The following is a 17,818-nucleotide window of genomic DNA, read 5'->3' as shown; positions in this document are numbered from 1 at the left end:
AGTCGATTCAGGTGGGATAGGTGCTGATTGTCACGTCCTAAAAGACCTGATCGGTTGCCCTTTGTCACAGGGAGCGGTGTTAGCTTGCTGAGCTGATTCCGGTGCGTGAGCAGCCACGGACGAGTCCTGACGAACAGGAGAGCGGAGCGAGACGGCGATGGGCCGAGCGGAAGCCAGACGGGCGAGCCGGCGCGGTGCGCGCCGCGCCGCGAAACCGGGCGGCATACGCCGCTTCTTCACGCTGAAAAGACTGCTCGGTACGTTCTTCGGGCTCTGTCTGCTCGCCCTCGGCGGGCTGTTCGTGCTCTATCTGCTGGTCCCTGTGCCGAGCGCCAACGCGCAGGCCGAGATGCAGAGCAACGTCTACAAGTACAGCGACGGCACGATCCTCACCCGCACCGGCGAGATCAACCGCGAGATCGTCGGCCTGGAGAAGATCCCCAAGGACGTCCAGCACACCTTCGTCGCCGCCGAGAACAAGTCCTTTTACCAGGACTCCGGCGTCGACATCAAAGGCACGACCCGCGGTCTGATCAACACCCTCTCCGGCAAGGGCAAGCAGGGTGGCTCGACCATCACCCAGCAGTACGTGAAGAACTACTACCTCAATCAGGACCAGACGATCACCCGCAAGCTCAAGGAGCTGGTGATCTCCCTCAAGGTGGACCGGAACACGAGCAAGAGCGAGATCCTGGCCGGGTACATGAACACCAGCTACTACGGCCGCGGCGCGTACGGCATCCAGGCCGCGGCCCAGGCGTACTACGGGATCGACGCCTCCGCGCTGAACCTCGCCCAGGGCGCGTATCTCGCCGCGCTGCTCCAGGCCCCCAGCCAGTACGACTGGGCGGCGGCCACCGACACCGGCAAGAAGCTGGTCACCGAGCGCTGGAACTATGTCCTCGACAACATGGTCGAGCAGAACTGGCTGGATTCCACCACCCGCTCGGGGCTGAAGTTCCCGGTGCCCCAGGCACCGAAGGCCGCCCCCGGGATGGAGGGCCAGGCCGGCTATCTCGTCGAGGCCGCCAATGACGAGCTGGAGCGCCAGGGCGTCGACAAGGCGGAGATCGCCAAGGGCGGCTGGACGATCACCCTCAATATCGACAAGAAGCGGCAGCAGGAGCTCGTCCGGTCCGTCGACAGGCAGCTGGAGAGCAAGCTCGACCGCAAGAACAACAAGACGGACGCGACGGTGCAGGCCGGCGCCACCTCCGTCGACCCGAAGACCGGCAAGGTGGTCGCGCTCTACGGCGGTACGGGCGCCACCGAGCACTGGATATCCAACGCCACCCGCACCGACTACCAGCCCGCCTCGACCTTCAAGCCGGTCGTGCTCGCCTCCGCGCTGGAGAACGGCGCCGAGACCCAGGACGGCCGGAAGATCGGCGTCAATACCCGGTACGACGGCACCAGCAAGCGGCCCGTCGAGGGCAGTGACACCCCGTTCGCCCCCGAGAACGAGGACGACCGCTCCTACGGCAGGGTCAGCGTCCAGAACGCGATGAACAAGTCCATCAACTCCGTCTTCGCGCAGATGGTCGTGGACGTCGGCCCGCCCGAGGTCAAGAAGACCGCCCTGGACCTGGGGATGCGGGACAAGGGCTTCCCCGAACGGCCCGCGATCACCCTCGGCACGATGAACGCCTCGACCTGGGACATGGCCGGGGTGTACGCGACCCTCGACAACCACGGCAGGAAGATCACGCCGACGATCGTGAAGTCCGCCGAGCACAAGGACCGTACGGTCGAGCTCCCCGACCCGATCGGGAATCAGGTGATCAGCCGGGAGACGGCCGACACCGTCACCAGCGTCCTCCAGGGCGTCGTCGACAACGGCTCGGGGTACGAGGCCGACACCTCGGCCTATGACGCGGCGGGCAAGACCGGTACCTCCGAGAACAACAAGTCGGCGTGGTTCGCGGCCTACACCCCGCAGCTCACCACGGTCGTCGCGCTGTTCGGTGAGTCCACCAAGGACGGCGGCGGGCAGGTCACGCTCACCGGCACCGCCAACTCCGGCCGGGCCAACGGCGGCGGCTTCCCCGCCCGGATCTGGGCCGACTACACCCTCGACGCGCTGAACGGCGGCTCCGACGCCACGTTCGACCTGGACATCCCGGTACCCGTGCGGGAGACACCGTCGGCGCCGGTGGAACAGAGCAGCCCGGAGAACACCCCGTCCACGGACCCCTCGCAGCCGACACCCTCGGAGCCCGCCCCGTCCGACTCGGCATCGGCCCCGTCCCCTTCCGAGTCGTCGGGGGAGAGCTCACCGAGCACGGAGCCCGGCGGAGGAGACCCGAGCGGACCGGGATCCAGTGAGTCGAGCGGCGCCTCGCCCGGCCATGACGGCCCCAACGGCCCCAACGGCCCCAATGGTCTCGGCAATGGGCCGGCGCTGAACGTTCCCTGACCCGGTCGCCGGGCGCACTGCGATCAGTGCGCCCGGCGACCGCGTCCGTACGCGTCCGTACGTCAGCCGCCGTTCGCCTTGTGGGCGATCCGGTCGCCGATCTCCTTGTCGATGTTGCGCCAGTACTGGAGCGCCCGGTCCAGCACGGGACGGGACACGCCCTGCGCCAGATGCCCGGAGACATTCGACACCAGCCGGTCGCGCGCCGCGTCGTCCAGCACCTGACGGACCTGGGTGCCCGCCTGGCCCCAGTCGTCGTCCTCGCGGTGCAGCTTGTACGCCTCGCGCACCATCTCACCGGCCGCGGCCCAGCCCGCCGGGTCGCCGAACCGGTCCACGTCGGCCGCGGGGCCACCGTACGAGTTCGGCGCGTACGGCCTCGCCGCGTTCGCCGCCTCGTAGCGCATCGGACCGTCCTTGGCGTACGAATTCACCTGCGAGCGCGCCCGGTTGGGCGGCAGCTGGGCGTAGTTCGGGCCGATCCGGTAGCGGTGCGTGTCCGGGTACGAGAAGAGCCGGCCGAGCAGCATCTTGTCCGGGGACGGGCCGATGCCCGGCACCAGATTCGAGGGTTCGAACGCGGCCTGCTCGATATGGATGAAGAAGTTGTCCGGATTCTTGTCGAGCGTCATCCGGCCGACATCGATCAGGGGGTAGTCGCCGTGCGGCCACACCTTCGTCAGATCGAACGGATTGAAGCGGTAGTCTGCGGCGTCCTCGAACGGCATGATCTGGACCTTCAGGCTCCAGGTCGGCGCGTTCCCGGACTCGATCGACTCGTACAGATCACGGCGGTGGTGGTCACCGTCCGAGCCCGCCATCTCGTCGGCGTCGGCCTGGGTGAGACAGCCGATGCCCTGGTCGGTCTTGAAGTGGTACTTCACCCAGAACCGCTCACCGGCGCCGTTCACCCACATATAGGTGTGCGAGCTGTAGCCGTTCATGTGCCGGAATGACTTCGGGATGCCCCGGTCGCCCATCAGCCAGGTGACCATGTGCGCGGACTCGGGGGAGAGCGTCCAGAAGTCCCACTGCATGTCGTTGTTGCGCAGCCCGGTGGCCGGGTGGCGCTTCTGGGAGCGGATGAAGTCCTGGAACTTCATCGGGTCGCGTACGAAGAAGATCGGCGTGTTGTTGCCGACCATGTCGTAATTGCCGTGTTCGGTGTAGAACTTCAGCGCGAAGCCACGGGGGTCGCGCCAGGTGTCGGGCGAGCCGAGCTCGCCCGCGACCGTGGAGAACCGGGCCAGCATGTCGGTGCGTCTGCCCGGCTGGAAGAGGTCGGCCTTGGTGAACTGGCTGACGTCATTGGTCACTTCGAAGAATCCGTAGGCACCAGCGCCCTTGGCGTGGACCACTCGCTCGGGGACCCGTTCCCGGTTGAACTGGGCCATTTTCTCGATGAGGTAGTGGTCCTGCATCAGGATGGGGCCGTCGGGGCTGATGGAGAGCGAGTGCTCGTCGCTCTCCACCGGAATGCCGGCGTTGTTGGTCGTGTAAGGAGTCTTGGGGGTGGACCCGGACACGAGCGGCCTCCCGTCGATGGAGAGCCCGGGAGAGGGGAGGGCCAGGTCACCAGCGAGTGATCACAGGCCCTGTCCCGGGCTGGGGCAGCGGTCACTACGGCCGCCTGCCCCAGCTAACCTCTACGACACCTTGTCGGCAACATGTACGTTTCGGTCCATTTCGCCGAGTTTGTTCCGCTCGATGTCAGGCCCGTGTGGGGATCTCGAACCAGACCACCTTTCCGGTGGAGAGCCGGGTCGCTCCCCAGCGCCGCGCCAGCCGGTTGACCAGGAACAATCCCCGGCCGCCCTCGTCGGTGTCACGGGCCCGCCGCTGCCGGGGCAGCTGCGGCGAATCGTCCCCGACCTCACAGCGCAGTACGTCCGTACGGAGCAGCCGCAGCGTCACCGGGCGCTCCGCGTACCGCACGGCATTGGTCACGACCTCGCTGATCAGCAGCTCGACGGAATCGCTCAGCTCCTCCAGGTCCCAGCGGGACAGCGCCCGCCTGGCCAGCCGCCGCGCCCGGCCCGGAGCCGCGTCCTCCGGTTCCAGGAACCAGTACGCGACATCACTGGGCGCGATCCCGTCGAAACGGGCCGCGAGCAGCGCGATGTCATCGTCCCGGTCGCCGGGACCCAGAACATCGAGGACATCGTCGCAAAGCGCCTCCAGCGGCGGCGAATGGTCGGGCCCGGTCAGCTGCGCGGTGGCCGCGAGGCGTTCCCGCAGCTGCTCGATCCCCGTCCACACATCACGCAGCCGGGACTCGACGAGCCCGTCCGTGTAGAGGAGCAGGGTCGCCCCGGCGGGCGCGTCCAGCTCGACCGCCTCGAAGTCCACCCCGCCGACCCCGATCGGCGCGCCCGGCGGCACCCGTAGCACCTCCGCCCGGCCGCCCAGGTGCAGCAGTATGGGCGGCGGATGACCGGCGTTGGCGATCGTGATCCGGTGCGAGACCGGGTCGTACACCGCGTAGAGGCAGGTCGCCATCCGGTCCGTGCCCAGCCGCTGGGCCTGCTCGTCCAGATGGTGCAGCACCTCCTGCGGCGGCAGATCGAGACCGGCGAGGGTCTGCGCGGTCGTCCGCAGCTGGCCCATGATCGCCGCGGAGGTCATGGAGTGGCCCATGACATCGCCGACGACCAGCGCGACCCGGCTGCCCGGCAGCGGAATCGCGTCGTACCAGTCACCGCCCACCCGCGCGGTCTCTGCGGCCGGCAGATAGCGGGAGGCCAGCCGTACGCCGGTCGGCTGGGGCAGATTCTCCGGCAGCATCGTGCGCTGGAGCTCGTCCGCGATATACGCCTCGCGGCCGTACAGCACCGCCTTGTCGATGCCCAGCGCCGTATGCGTCGCCAGCTGCGCCGCGACCAGCAGATCGTTCGGCTCGAAGGCGGCGCGGTCCGGTCTGCGCAGGAAGACCGCGGCACCGATGACCCGCCGCCTGCCGCGCAGCGGCGCGAGGATCGCGCGGTGCCCGGACGGTACGGCGCGGTCGGCGCCGAGCAGCTCGGGCAGCGCGGCGCGGGCCGCGGCCGAGTCGCCGAAGACCGGACGCACGCCCCGCAGCACCTCGGAGAGCGCGCCGCCGGAGCGCACCTCGCACAGCTCGGCGGCCGGCATCACATCCGACTGCGGGTCGAGGATCGGCAGCCGCAGGCCATCGCTGAACTGGAGCGGGATACCGCCGCTGCCCTCCGTGTCGTCGTCGGTCAGCCGCAGCCGGTCCGTACGCCGCAGCCGCAGCACGAACGGCGAGACCGGGCGCTCGTCACCGACGGGGAGTGGGTCGCGCAGATAGACCAGTATGGCGTCGGAGAACGTCGGTACCGTCGCCCGGCACAGCCCGAGCACGATCTCGTCCAGGTCTATGCCGCGGGCGATCCGCCGGGTCGCGGCCCCCACGAAGCGCAGCCGGTCGCCCTCGCGCCGCGCCGTCGCCACGGGGTCGGGCGCCGGCGCCGGCACCGCGGGCTGCGGCACGGCGGAGGCACCGGCCTCCTGCCGCGGCCTGGTGCGTTCCTGCGGCCGGGCAACCAGGGGCTGCCGGCCTTCGTGGGAGGGGGGATGCTCCGTCACGCGTGGGATTCCGTCCGTCCGGGCCGGGGGTGCGATGCGATCGTTTCGACTGGCGAAACTACCGCGCGGCAGGCGGCGTCGACAGGGCGGCAGCCCTTACGCACGGCTCCACCCCCTCGTAGTGGCTCACGGTCGTTTGTTGTGCGGTCGTTGCGGGCGAACAGTGTGACCTGTGGTGTCCGGGTGCGGTGTGACCAAAGGTCAGTTGGCTTTCCGTACCGGTCTGTTGCCCCGCTCCGGTCTTCCGGAGGACGATCCTACGTTTCAACCCCGGGGGCGTATCAAGGATCTCACGACGCCGTATGCGTCCGAGCGCGTTCCCGGACGTGAATCGGTCACTTCACGGCGGCCCGGGTCCGCTCCGGCCGTGACGTCCCTCAGGGTCTCGACCGCGCCGCCGTACGGTCCCAGTCCGCGGGCAGCTCGGGCACCGGCCAGTGCGGCTCGGGCCGCCAGTGCTCCCAGCCGCCGCTGAACGGGGCGTCCCAGGCGCTGATCACCTCGACCGCCGCGCGCCCGGCCTCCCGGACGCGGCGCGCCTGCTCCGGGGCCATCAGGCCGTCCTGCTGTGCCTGCGCGAACTCGTCCTCGTCGCGCCAGCGCCAACTGCGGTCCGGATAGACGTCGATATCGAGGAAATGGTCCTCGGAGTCGACGCCCCCGGCCCATCGCGTACGCGGCTCCTCCAGGTTCACGTACCAGTTCTGGAACCGCCAGCCGCGCTCCCACCACAGCCACACCGACCAGGGCTCGCCCGGTCTGGCCAGCTTCAGCACGCCCATTCCGTACCACCGGTCGCGCACCACCGTGCGCGGCTTGGTGTAGCGGGTGGCCAGCGGCTCGCGGTGGACCGGGGTGCCGTCCGCGAGCGCCGGACGCACACACGGGGTGTCCGGCGCGAGCCAGGCCGCGAGCAGGTCGTCGGTGTCCTGCACGACCGTGACAGGACGGCAGATGTGCACGCGGTCCCCGGCGTTCTCCCGGTACCGCCACAAGATCTGTGTGCCGGGCGCCCAGTGCTGCCCGTTCGTCGCCCTCACCGTCGCTGTCATGCGCAGATCTTAGGGCCTGTCGTTCGGGGCGCCACGGCACACCTCACGCATTCACGGACGCGTCATCCGCAGCACATCCAGCGCCTCGTCGAGCTGCTCCAGGGTGAGATCCCCGCGCTCCACATAGCCGCCCGCCAGTACCGTCTCGCGGATCGTCAGGTGCTCGGCGAGCGACCTCTTGGCGACCTTCGCGGCCTCCTCGTACCCGAGGTACTTGTTCAGCGGGGTGACCACGGACGGCGACGACTCGGCGTACTCACGGGCCCGCTCGACATGGGCCGTGATGCCGTCGACCGTACGGTCCGCGAGGAGCCGGGAGACGTTCGTGAGCAGCCGTACGGACTCCAGGAGGTTCTTGGCGATCACGGGGAGCATCACGTTCAGCTCGAAGTTCCCGGCGGCGCCGGCCGTCGCGACCGTGGCGTCATTGCCCGTGACCTGCGCGGCCACCATCAGCACAGCCTCCGGGATCACCGGATTGACCTTGCCGGGCATGATCGAGGAGCCGGGCTGGAGATCCGGGAGGCTGATCTCGGCCAGTCCGGTGCGCGGGCCCGACGCCATCCAGCGCAGATCGTTGGCGATCTTGGTGAGGGAGACCGCGAGCGTACGGAGCTGCCCCGAGGTCTCCACGAGCCCGTCGCGGGCGCCCTGCGCCTCGAAGTGGTTACGGGCCTCCGTCAGCGGCAGCCCGGTCGCGCGGGCCACCTCCGCGATGACGGCCGCGGAGAAGCCGGGCGGCGTGTTGATGCCGGTGCCCACCGCCGTACCGCCGAGGGGCAGCTCGGCGAGCCGGGGGAGCGAGGCGGTCAGCCGCTCGCGGGCGTAGCGGATCTGCGCGGCGTAGCCGCCGAACTCCTGGCCCAGGGTGACGGGCGTGGCGTCCATCAGATGCGTACGGCCCGACTTCACGACGTCCCGGAACTCCTCCGCCTTGCGCTCCAGGGCGGCGGCGAGATGGTCGAGCGCCGGCATCAGCTCACCGGTGACGGCGGCGGTCGCGGCGATATGGATGCTCGACGGGAAGACGTCGTTGGAGCTCTGCGAGGCGTTCACATGGTCGTTCGGGTGGACCGCACGGCCGAGACGCTCGGTGGCGAGCGTGGCGATCACCTCGTTGGTGTTCATGTTCGAGGAGGTACCCGAACCCGTCTGGAAGACATCCACCGGGAAGTGCTCGTCCCAGCGGCCGTCCGCGACCTCGGCCGCGGCGTCCTGGATGGCGCCAGCGATGTCCTTGTCGATCACGCCGAGACCGGCGTTGACCTTGGCGGCGGCGGACTTGATCCGGGCCAGGGCCTCGATATGGGCGCGTTCCAGCCGCTGTCCGGAGACGGGGAAGTTCTCCACCGCGCGCTGCGTCTGGGCACGCCACTTGGCGTGCGCGGGGACCCGTACCTCACCCATGGAGTCGTACTCGGTCCGGTACTGGTTCTCGTCGGTCGTCATCGTCGTCGTACCTCCTGAGAGGGTGAGCGTCCGGCTGATCCGATGTGTTCCCCGTTGTGTTCCCCGTGAGTGTCGTGGAGACGGGAACGCCCTCCCCGGAGGAAGGCCGGGGAGGGCGCGTCGAGGGGGCCGTGCGCGGCCCGCGTGGCGAGGGCGTCAGGCGAGACCAGGGCCGCGCACCGGAATGCTGGTGAACGTGGGCGCGGGGGCCGGCTCGGTGAAGAAGTCGTTCCCCTTGTCGTCCACGACGATGAACGCGGGGAAGTCCTCCACCTCGATCTTCCAGACCGCCTCCATGCCCAGCTCCTCGTACTCGACGACCTCGACCTTCTTGATGCAGTCCTGGGCGAGCCGGGCGGCCGGGCCGCCGATCGAGCCGAGATAGAAGCCGCCGTGGGTACCGCAGGCGTCGGTGACCTGCTTCGAGCGGTTGCCCTTGGCGAGCATGACCTTCGAGCCGCCCGCCGCCTGGAACTGCTCCACGTACGAGTCCATCCGGCCGGCGGTCGTCGGGCCGAAGGAACCGGAGGCGTACCCCTCGGGCGTCTTCGCCGGACCCGCGTAGTAGACCGGGTGGTCCTTCAGGTACTGAGGCATCTCCTCGCCCGCGTCGAGCCGTTCCTTGATCTTGGCGTGCGCGATGTCGCGGGCCACCACGAGCGGTCCGGTGAGCGAGAGCCGCGTCTTGACCGGATACTTCGTCAACTCGGCGAGGATGTCGTCCATCGGACGGTTGAGGTCGATCCGGACGACCTGTCCCTCTCCCTCGTCGAGGTGTTCGTCGGTGGTCTCCGGGAGGAAGCGCGCCGGGTCCTTCTCCAACTGCTCCAGGAAGACGCCCTCGGCGGTGATCTTCGCGACGGCCTGCCGGTCGGCCGAGCAGGAGACGGCGATCGCGACCGGCAGCGAGGCGCCGTGCCGCGGCAGTCGCACCACCCGTACGTCATGGCAGAAGTACTTGCCGCCGAACTGCGCGCCGATACCGATCTTCTGCGTCAGCTCGAAGACCTTCTGCTCCAGCTCCTTGTCACGGAAGCCGTGGCCGGTCGGGGAGCCCTCGGACGGCAGCTCGTCCAGGTAGTGCGCGGAGGCGTACTTCGCGGTCTTGAGCGCGAACTCGGCGGACGTACCGCCCACCACGATCGCGAGGTGGTACGGCGGGCACGCGGCCGTACCGAGCGAGCGGATCTTCTCCTCCAGGAACTTCATCATGGAGGACTCGTTGAGTACCGCCTTGGTCTCCTGGTAGAGGAACGACTTGTTGGCGGAGCCGCCGCCCTTCGCCATGAAGAGGAACTTGTACGCGCCGCCGTCGGTGGCGTACAGCTCGATCTGCGCGGGCAGGTTCGAGCCGGTGTTCTTCTCCTCCCACATGGTGAGCGGAGCCATCTGCGAATAGCGCAGATTCAGCTTCGTGTACGCGTCGTAGATTCCGTGCGAAAGGGCTTCCTCGTCGCCGCCGCTCGTCAGTACGTGCTGCCCGCGCTTGCCCATCACGATCGCCGTGCCGGTGTCCTGGCACATGGGCAGGACGCCCGCGGCCGCGATATTCGCGTTCTTGAGGAGGTCGAGCGCGACGAACTTGTCGTTCGCGGACGCCTCGGGGTCGTCCACGATCCTGCGCAGCTGGGCGAGATGGGCCGGGCGCAGATAGTGCGAGATGTCGTGCATCGCCTCGGCGGCGAGCGCCCGCAGGGCCTCCGGCTCGACCTTGAGGAACGTACGGCCGTCGGCCTCGAAGGTGGAGACACCTTCTGCGGTCACCAGCCGGTACGGCGTGGTGTCCTCTCCCAGCGGAAGCAGATCCGAGTACGCAAACTCCGGCATTACGGCCATTCCTCACTCGACAGACAGCGGCGTGGCCTCCATTGGCGACGCGCTACGCGCTCTCCAGCGTAGGGCGCGGCACGGACGGCGATGCTGTGAGGTAAGGCTCAGTGGTCGTCGTTTTGTCACGGGCTTGGGATGACCCCGGTACACGCCTGGCGGGTCTGCCCCTAGTCGCGATCTATCGCGTTTCGCTACCCTGGGCCCGTGGACCTCGAAAAGCACCCTCAGAAGCCGGTCGCGCAGCAGCCGGTCGCGCCGGCGGAGCCTCCGGCCATCCGGGCCTCCGACGCCGACCGTGACCGGATCGCGGACATCCTTCGGGAGGCCCTCGCGGAGGGCCGGCTGGACGCCGAGGAGCATGCCGAGCGGATCGACTCCGTCTACCGGGCCAAGACGGTCGCCGAACTGGAGCCGCTGGTACGCGACTTGCCGGCCACCGGGGCCGACGGCCGCCCGGTCAGGCCGACGGCGTCCGCGTCGTCCTCATACGGATACGGTCCGGAGGACCCCGACGCCCCGGCCGAGAACCTTGTCGCGATCTTCAGCAGCTCGACGCGCAGGGGCCGCTGGCGCATCGGCAGCAGGACCAACGCCTTCTCGCTCTTCGGCAATATCGAGATCGACCTGACCGAGGCGCTCTTCGGGCAGCGCACCACCGTGATCAACGCGACGTCCATTTTCGGCAATGTCGAGATCACGGTCCCCCAGAACATCTCGCTGCGCGGCAACGGCACCGGAATCTTCGGCAATTTCGAGGTGGTCACGCTGGAGGCCGAGGAGCAGGACGCGCCGACCGTCGTCGTGAACGGTTACTCGGTGTTCGGCAATGTGGAGGCCAAGCCGAAGCGCGGCAAGTTCATCGCCGATCTCCGCAATCAGCTCCGTAAGCACCTCGGTCACTGACTCGCCCGACCCGGGCCTTTTCGGCTACTTCCGGCCAAAGGCGTCCTGTTGTGGGGGCGCGTCCGGAATTCCGTACCGCGTTCCGGACTCCGAACTGGCTGCCACTCAGTGCATAGGCGTGCGTACAGCGGGTAGGGAAAGCTTCATCGTCTCTCGCTCGCGAAGCCGTCGTCAGGAGTAGACCGTGCTGCAACTGCCGCATCAGCCCCTGCAGGTCGCCGCCGTACCGCCCCAGCGGAGTCCCGCTCGGGAGGATCAGGCCGGGCCCTGGCATTCGGAGGCGGTGTGCCGCCGGGACGAAGCCGGATTGTTCTTCGCCCCCTCGAAGGAGCCGACAGCCGCGAGACTGGCGCGGGAGGAGGCCGCGAAGCGCGTCTGTGCCCGCTGTCCGGTCATGGTCGACTGCCGGGAGCATGCCCTGCTCCAGCCCGAGCCGTACGGGGTGTGGGGCGGGCTGACCGCGGCCGAGCGCCGGGTGGTGCTGGCCCGTCGTCGGCGGCGCGAGGTGGAGTTGCGGAAGGCCGCCGCGGCGGGTGACCGGATCGCAGCCGCTGGTTGAAGCGGATTGGTTCGCGGGCGGTACGGATACGGAGGGGGCGCCCCGCCGCACAGCTGGGGCGCCCTCTGCGTATGCGCCGGTCCGTTGTGTCGGTCCGTTGGCGACGGTGACGGCGAGGGCTACTTGGCGCGGTCGAAGTCGATCGTGCTGTAGGCCCGGAGCTTCGAGAGCCGATGGGTCGAGTCGATCTGCCGGATCGTGCCCGACTTCGAGCGCATGACCAGGGACTGAGTGGTCGCGGTCTCCGAGCGGTAGCGCACCCCGCGCAGCAGTTCGCCGTCCGTGATGCCGGTGGCGACGAAGAAGACATTGTCGCCACTGACCAGATCATCGGTGGACAGGACGCGGTCCAGATCGTGCCCGGCGTCGATCGCGCGCCGCCGCTCGGCCTCGTCCTTGGGCCACAGCTTGCCCTGGATGACACCGCCGAGGCACTTTATGGCGCACGCCGAGATGATGCCCTCGGGGGTGCCGCCGACGCCCATCAGCAGGTCGATGCCGGTGCCTTCGCGGGCGGCCATGATCGAACCGGCCACATCGCCGTCGGAGATGAACTTGATCCGGGCGCCGGTCTCCCTGATCTCCTTGACGATGCCCTCGTGGCGGGGGCGGTCGAGGATGACGACGGTGACATCGTCGGGCGTCGAGTGCTTGGCCTTGGCGACCCGGCGGATATTGACCGCGACGGGCGCGTTGATGTCGACGAAGTCGGCCGCCTCGGGGCCGGTGACGAGCTTGTCCATGTAGAAGACCGCGGACGGGTCGAACATGGCCCCGCGGTCGGCGGCGGCCAGGACGGCGATCGCGTTCGGCATGCCCTTGGCGTTCAGGGTGGTGCCGTCGATGGGGTCCACGGCGATGTCGACCTCGGCGCCGGTGCCGTCACCGACATGCTCGCCGTTGAACAGCATCGGGGCTTCGTCCTTCTCGCCCTCACCGATGACGACCACGCCGTTCATCGACACGGTGGAGACGAGCGTACGCATGGCGTTCACCGCGGCGCCGTCCGCGCCGATCTTGTCCCCGCGCCCGACCCACCGGCCGGCCGCCATCGCGGCTGCCTCGGTGACCCGGACCAGTTCCAGGGCCAGGTTGCGGTCGGGTGCCTCGGGAGACACCTCAAGGGGAGGCGGTAGTTGATGCTCGGTCATCGGAGCGCACCTTTCTGTACGGCGACGGCCGGAAAAGAGGGTGATACGACTCTATCCGTACATCGACAGATTGAGCAGAGGGCCCCACGTATGAGCGCCGGGGTGTGATGCGACGATGGTGCGGTGGCGAGTACGCGAGGCAAACAGACGGTGCGGGACCTCTTCCTGTCGATGGCGGTCATCGGAGTCGTCGTCGCCGGGATCTATCTGTTCATCCCGCATGACGACGAGCCCATCCCGGTCAAGGCGGTCGACTACCGGGTCGAGCTGCTGACCGCGCGGCGCGCGGCGCCGTACCCGGTGCTGGCGCCGGCGGGCCTGGCGGAGACATGGAAGCCGACGTCCGTCTCGTACAAGCGTGAGAGCGACAACGCCTGGCACCTCGGGTATCTGGCCCCGGACGGCCAGTACGTCGCGGTCGAGCAGTCGACGGGGGCTCCCGAGAAGTACGCCGCGGAGGTCAGCAGGCAGGCCGCGGACACCGGTAAGACGCAGCAGGTGGCGGGTGAGACCTGGCAGCGCTGGGAGGGGCCGAAGTACGACGCCCTGGTCCGGACGGACGGGGACGCGACGACGGTGGTGACGGGTACGGCGTCCTTCGAGCGGCTGGCCGAGATGGCCGCCGCGCTGGAGGCCGACGCGCAGGAGGCCGGGGGCCCGGAGTCGGGGAAGCCGGAGGCCGAGACGGCCGGAGTCGCGGCGTCCTGACCGCACGTAACCCTGCCCACAGGTAACCCCTGACCAGGCACAACCCTGACCACATGTAACGAGGCCGGGGACCCGCACGGGTCCTCGGCCTCGTTACGTGTGCGGGCTCAGACGGTGGTGACGGCCTCGTCGTAGGAGAGGCGCGGGGAGCGCGGGTGCCAGGCGTTGTCGCCGGGCTTGCCGATGTTGATGATCATCAGCGGGGTGTGGTCGTCGTCCAGGAACTCCTTCTGGACGCCCGCCGAGTCGAAGCCTGACATCGGGCCCGCGGCGAGCCCGGCGGCCCGGACGCCGACGATGAAGTAGCCGGCCTGGAGAGTGGCGTTCAGCGCGGCGGTGTGCTCGCGGACCGAACGGTCACCGAAGAAGTCCTTCGCCTGCGGGAAGTGCGGGAAGAGCTGGGGCAGCTCCTCGTGGAACTCGTTGTCCGCGGCCAGGATCGCGACGAGCGGCGCGGTGGCGGTCTTGGCCTGGTTGCCCTCGGACATGAGCGGTACGAGGCGTTCGCGGGCCTCGGCGGAACGGACCAGGACGACGCGCAGCGGCGACTGGTTCATCGAGGTGGGGCCGTACTTGACGAGGTCGTAGATGGCCTGCACCTGCTCCTCGGTCACCGGCTCGTCGGAGAACGTATTGGCCGTACGTGCCTCACGGAAGAGGAGGTCCTGAGCGGTGGAGTCGAGAACGAGGGACATGGAAGTACCTTCCGGGGGCGCGATGGATCCGGTAAACAGCATTCACCGTACAAGTGGATGTGTGAACCTTCAACAAAAATCGCCGATGGGGTGACTCGACTCACAACATGGGGTGACTCGACTCGCAACGACCCCGCAGGTCACGACAGGGGAGTCAGGCCAGGGGCGCTTCCGCCTCGCCGCCGTTCCGGCCGTCCTGTTCCGGGGCCTCGTCCGCGAGGGACGCGTCGAGCCGCGCCCTGGCACCGTCCAGCCAGCGGCGGCAGACCTTCGCCAGCTCCTCGCCCCGCTCCCACAGCGCCAGCGAGTCCTCCAGAGAAGTGCCGCCTGCCTCCAGCCGCCGTACGACCTCGATCAACTCATCCCGCGCCTGCTCGTAACCGAGCGTCGCGTGCTCGTCCGTCCTGGCCATGTGATCCACCTTCTCAGACCTTCTTGACCTTCTTGGATGCGCGCCGGTGGCGCGGTCGGACAACGATCGCGTCAGCCCTCATTCGGCGACCCGTACCGTGAACTCACCCTCCGCCACCCTGGCCCGCAGCTCCTCGGCCGCGGTGACCTCGCCCGGCGAGCGTACGACCGTCCCGTCCGGCCGCTGGAGCACCGCGTAACCGCGCTCCAGCGTCGCCGCCGGGGACAGCGCGACCACCCGGGCGCGGGTGTGCGACAGCTCGGAGTCCGCGCGGTCCAGCAGATGCCGCAGCACCCGCCGGCTCCGGTCGGCGAGCGCGTCCACCTCGGCCGCGCGCTCGTCCACCATCCGGTGCGGCCGTTCCATCACGGGCCTGGCCAGCGCGTGGGCGAGACCGCGCTCCTCCCGGTCGAGCAGCCCCCGTACCGTCCGCAGGGCCCGGTCCCGCAGGGCCTGTACGCGGTCCTGTTCCTCCCCGACGTCCGGCACGATCCGCTTCGCGGCGTCGGTCGGGGTGGAGGCCCGTACGTCCGCGACCAGGTCCAGCAGCGGCGCGTCCGGCTCATGGCCGATCGCGGAGACCACGGGCGTACGGCACGCCGCCACCGCCCGTACCAGCTGCTCGTCCGAGAACGGCAGCAGATCCTCCACGCTGCCGCCGCCCCGCGCCACGACGATCACATCCACCTCCGGCAGCGCGTCCAGCTCCTTGACCGCCTGGACGACCTGCGCCACCGCGTTGACCCCCTGCACCGCGGTGTTGCGGACCTCGAAGCGCACCGCGGGCCACCGCCGCCGCGCGTTCTCCAGCACATCGCGCTCGGCCGCCGAGGCCCGTCCGCACACCAGCCCGATCAGCTGCGGCAGAAAGGGCAGCGGCTTCTTGCGGTCGGCGGCGAACAGCCCCTCGGCCCCCAGGGACTTCTTCAACAGCTCCAGCCGCACGAGCAGTTCACCGATGCCGACGGGCCGTATCTCCGTGGCCCGCAGCGACAGCTGCCCGCGCGGCGCGTACCACTCGGGCTTGGCCCGCACCACGACCCGCGCGCCCTCGGAGACCACGTCCGCGATCGCGTCGAAGACCTGGCGGTAGCAGGTCACGCTCACCGAGATGTCGTACGACGGATCGCGCAGCGTCAGAAAGACGACGCCCGCCCCCGGCCTGCGCGAGAGCTGGGTGATCTGTCCCTCGACCCAGATGGCACCGAGCCGGTCGATCCACCCGCCGATGAGCCGCGACACCTCGCCGACGGGCAGCGGGGCCTCCGCGGATGTAGTGAGAGCCATACACGGGAGCGTATCGGCCGCCTCTGACATCGCCCCGAAAGCGGCTCAGCGGCTCAGCGGCTCAGCGGTTCGGTGGTTCGGTGGTTCGGTGGTTCGGTGGTTCGGTGGTTCGGTGGGCACGGGCCGGGTCGCAGGCTCGATGGGCCGGGCGGCAGCCCGACGGGCAGGCTCGATGGGCAGGCCCTACGGCCACGTTCTTGCGGCCCCGGGCCCTGGCCCCCGCCCCCGCCCCCGCTGTACCAGCAGCACCAGCAGACCCACGGCCAGCCAGATCGCGCCCGCGATCCGCGCCGAGCCCGCCGCCGCCACGATCACCGCGATCAGGATCCCCGCGCCGATCAGCGGCAGCACCACATGCCGGAACGGGCGCACCGGCCCGTCCCCGCGCCGTACCGCGAACCACCCCACCACCGACGCGTGCAGCAGCACGAACGCCGACAGCGCCCCGACGTCCACCACCGAGACCAGCCGGTCGAGCCCGTCGCCGCGCCGGGCCGCCCACACGGCCGTCGACAGCGTCACCACGGCGGCCAGCAGCAACGCCACCCGGGGCACGCCCGAGTCCGTACGCGAGAGCACATGCGGCAGCCGGCGCTCGCGTCCCATGGCGAAGAGCAGCCGTCCGGCCGCCGCCTGCGCGGCCAGCGCCGCGAACGCCGCGCCGATCGCCTTGCTGGCCGCCACCAGGTCATGCAGCCAGGCGCCGACCGAGGTGTCCACCGCGTCATAAAACGCGGAGCCCTGCGCGGCCGGGTCGGCGGCCAGCTCCGCCGAGGACATCGGTTCGAGCAGCGCCACCAGATAGGTCTGCGCGATGAACAGCGCGCCCGCCAGCACCAGGCAGGACAGCACGGCGCGCGCCACCTGCCGCGATCCGCCCGTCACCTCCTCGGCGAACGACGCGATCGCGTCGAAGCCCAGATAGGACAGCACGGCCACCGAAACCCCGCCCAGTACGGCGGCCAGGGAGAAGCCCACATCGCTTGTGAACGGGGTGGACCAGCCGCGCGTCCCACCGTTCCGCACGAGCACCGCGACGGCCGACACGACGAACACCAGCAGGACGACGATCTCCAGGGCGAGCACCGCCATCCCGACCTGGGCCGCGGCCCGTACCCCCCAGAGGTTGAGCAGGGTGGTGATGACGACGGCGATCGCGGTCCACACCCACCGGTCGACGGACGGGACCAGCGCCTCCATCGCGATCCCGGCGAAGAGATAGGCGACCGCCGGGATCAGCAGATAGTCGAGCATCGCCAGCCACCCGGCGATGAATCCGGCCCCTTCGCCGAGCCCTTTGCGCGCGTACGCGAAGACCGAGCCGGCCTGCGGGGCGACCCGCACCATCTGCGCGTAACTGAAGGCGGTGAACGCCATCGCGACGGTCGCCACGACATAGACCAGGGCCACGGCGCCATGGGACTTGGCGTCGAGCGTGCCGAAGACTCCGACGGGCGCCATGGGAGCGATGAAGAGGAGCCCGTAGACGACGAGATCGCGGAAGCCGAGCGTCCGCCGCAGCCCGCCGCCCTGGGACGGCCGGTCCGGTGGCGGCCCGTGCGGAGCCCGGTCCGACGACGGCCCGTACGGAGACCGGTCCGACGACGGCCGGTCCGACGGTGGCCCGTTCGACGGCCGGTCTGACGGCCCGTCCGAACCGGCGCCGGTCTCGGCCATCGCGTCCCTCCGTCGATTCCCTCCGTCGATCGCGTAGGCCCAGTCTCGGGCCGCCGCCCGCCGTCCCGCCTCTTCTGGACGGCCTTACGAT

At 69.6% G+C, this 17,818-nt stretch carries 14 protein-coding genes; 4 read left to right on the top strand and 10 right to left on the bottom strand.

Going from position 1 to position 17,818, the window contains the following annotated elements; genetic code table 11:
• Positions 1-157: 157 nt before the first annotated feature.
• Positions 158-2,416 (top strand): transglycosylase domain-containing protein, encoded by a 2,259-nt coding sequence (locus tag M1203_RS03775; protein ID WP_249948046.1) that lies wholly within the window; start codon positions 158-160, stop codon positions 2,414-2,416.
• 62 nt (positions 2,417-2,478) lie between these two features.
• Here M1203_RS03775 and M1203_RS03770 read toward each other — a convergent pair whose 3' ends face one another.
• From M1203_RS03770 to M1203_RS03750, 5 genes are all read right to left on the bottom strand, one after another.
• Positions 2,479-3,942 carry a catalase gene (locus M1203_RS03770; RefSeq protein WP_249948045.1) on the bottom strand — a complete coding sequence of 488 codons (1,464 nt, stop codon included), beginning with the start codon at positions 3,940-3,942 and terminating at the stop codon, positions 2,479-2,481.
• A gap of 184 nt (positions 3,943-4,126) precedes the next feature.
• Positions 4,127-6,004 (bottom strand): ATP-binding SpoIIE family protein phosphatase, encoded by a 1,878-nt coding sequence (locus M1203_RS03765; RefSeq protein ID WP_249948044.1) that lies wholly within the window; start codon positions 6,002-6,004, stop codon positions 4,127-4,129.
• A 377-nt stretch (positions 6,005-6,381) separates the two neighbouring features.
• Positions 6,382-7,056, bottom strand: coding sequence for a DUF402 domain-containing protein (locus tag M1203_RS03760; RefSeq protein ID WP_249948043.1), 675 nt, complete (start codon positions 7,054-7,056; stop codon positions 6,382-6,384).
• A gap of 51 nt (positions 7,057-7,107) precedes the next feature.
• The gene (locus tag M1203_RS03755) at positions 7,108-8,505 is read right to left on the bottom strand and encodes an aspartate ammonia-lyase (RefSeq protein ID WP_249948042.1); all 1,398 of its coding nucleotides are present in this window, start codon (positions 8,503-8,505) and stop codon (positions 7,108-7,110) included.
• A 156-nt stretch (positions 8,506-8,661) separates the two neighbouring features.
• Positions 8,662-10,341 (bottom strand): fumarate hydratase, encoded by a 1,680-nt coding sequence (locus M1203_RS03750; RefSeq protein ID WP_283958172.1) that lies wholly within the window; start codon positions 10,339-10,341, stop codon positions 8,662-8,664.
• Between the two features lie 198 nt (positions 10,342-10,539).
• On the opposite strand from M1203_RS03750, the gene M1203_RS03745 reads away from it, so the two are divergent.
• Both M1203_RS03745 and M1203_RS03740 read left to right on the top strand, forming a co-directional pair.
• The gene (locus M1203_RS03745) at positions 10,540-11,238 is read left to right on the top strand and encodes a DUF1707 domain-containing protein (RefSeq protein ID WP_249948040.1); all 699 of its coding nucleotides are present in this window, start codon (positions 10,540-10,542) and stop codon (positions 11,236-11,238) included.
• Between the two features lie 184 nt (positions 11,239-11,422).
• Entirely contained in the window at positions 11,423-11,797 is a 375-nt protein-coding gene (locus M1203_RS03740) for a WhiB family transcriptional regulator (protein ID WP_129770557.1), read from the top strand.
• Between the two features lie 119 nt (positions 11,798-11,916).
• Here M1203_RS03740 and glpX read toward each other — a convergent pair whose 3' ends face one another.
• The gene (gene glpX / locus M1203_RS03735; RefSeq protein ID WP_249948039.1) at positions 11,917-12,948 is read right to left on the bottom strand and encodes a class II fructose-bisphosphatase; all 1,032 of its coding nucleotides are present in this window, start codon (positions 12,946-12,948) and stop codon (positions 11,917-11,919) included.
• Between the two features lie 123 nt (positions 12,949-13,071).
• Between glpX and M1203_RS03730 the strand changes: the two genes are divergently transcribed.
• A complete protein-coding gene (locus M1203_RS03730; protein ID WP_249948038.1) occupies positions 13,072-13,656 on the top strand; it encodes a DUF4245 domain-containing protein in 585 nt (194 codons plus the stop codon).
• A gap of 107 nt (positions 13,657-13,763) precedes the next feature.
• On the opposite strand, the gene M1203_RS03725 is transcribed toward M1203_RS03730, so the two are convergent.
• The 4 genes from M1203_RS03725 to M1203_RS03710 form a co-directional block, all read right to left on the bottom strand.
• Positions 13,764-14,351 carry a malonic semialdehyde reductase gene (locus M1203_RS03725; protein WP_249948037.1) on the bottom strand — a complete coding sequence of 196 codons (588 nt, stop codon included), beginning with the start codon at positions 14,349-14,351 and terminating at the stop codon, positions 13,764-13,766.
• A gap of 154 nt (positions 14,352-14,505) precedes the next feature.
• Positions 14,506-14,763, bottom strand: a complete 258-nt coding sequence (locus M1203_RS03720) for an exodeoxyribonuclease VII small subunit (RefSeq protein ID WP_249948036.1) — start codon at positions 14,761-14,763, stop codon at positions 14,506-14,508.
• A 78-nt stretch (positions 14,764-14,841) separates the two neighbouring features.
• Positions 14,842-16,050, bottom strand: a complete 1,209-nt coding sequence (xseA, locus tag M1203_RS03715; RefSeq protein ID WP_249948035.1) for an exodeoxyribonuclease VII large subunit — start codon at positions 16,048-16,050, stop codon at positions 14,842-14,844.
• Positions 16,051-16,233: 183 nt separating this feature from the next.
• Entirely contained in the window at positions 16,234-17,727 is a 1,494-nt protein-coding gene (locus M1203_RS03710) for an APC family permease (protein ID WP_249948034.1), read from the bottom strand.
• Positions 17,728-17,818: the final 91 nt, after the last annotated feature.

The sequence above is a fragment of the Streptomyces sp. 35G-GA-8 genome (assembly GCF_023534745.1).
Lineage (GTDB): Bacteria > Actinomycetota > Actinomycetes > Streptomycetales > Streptomycetaceae > Streptomyces.
Note: the sequence above shows the minus strand (reverse complement) of the source record. Positions and strands in the feature narration are given on the sequence as shown.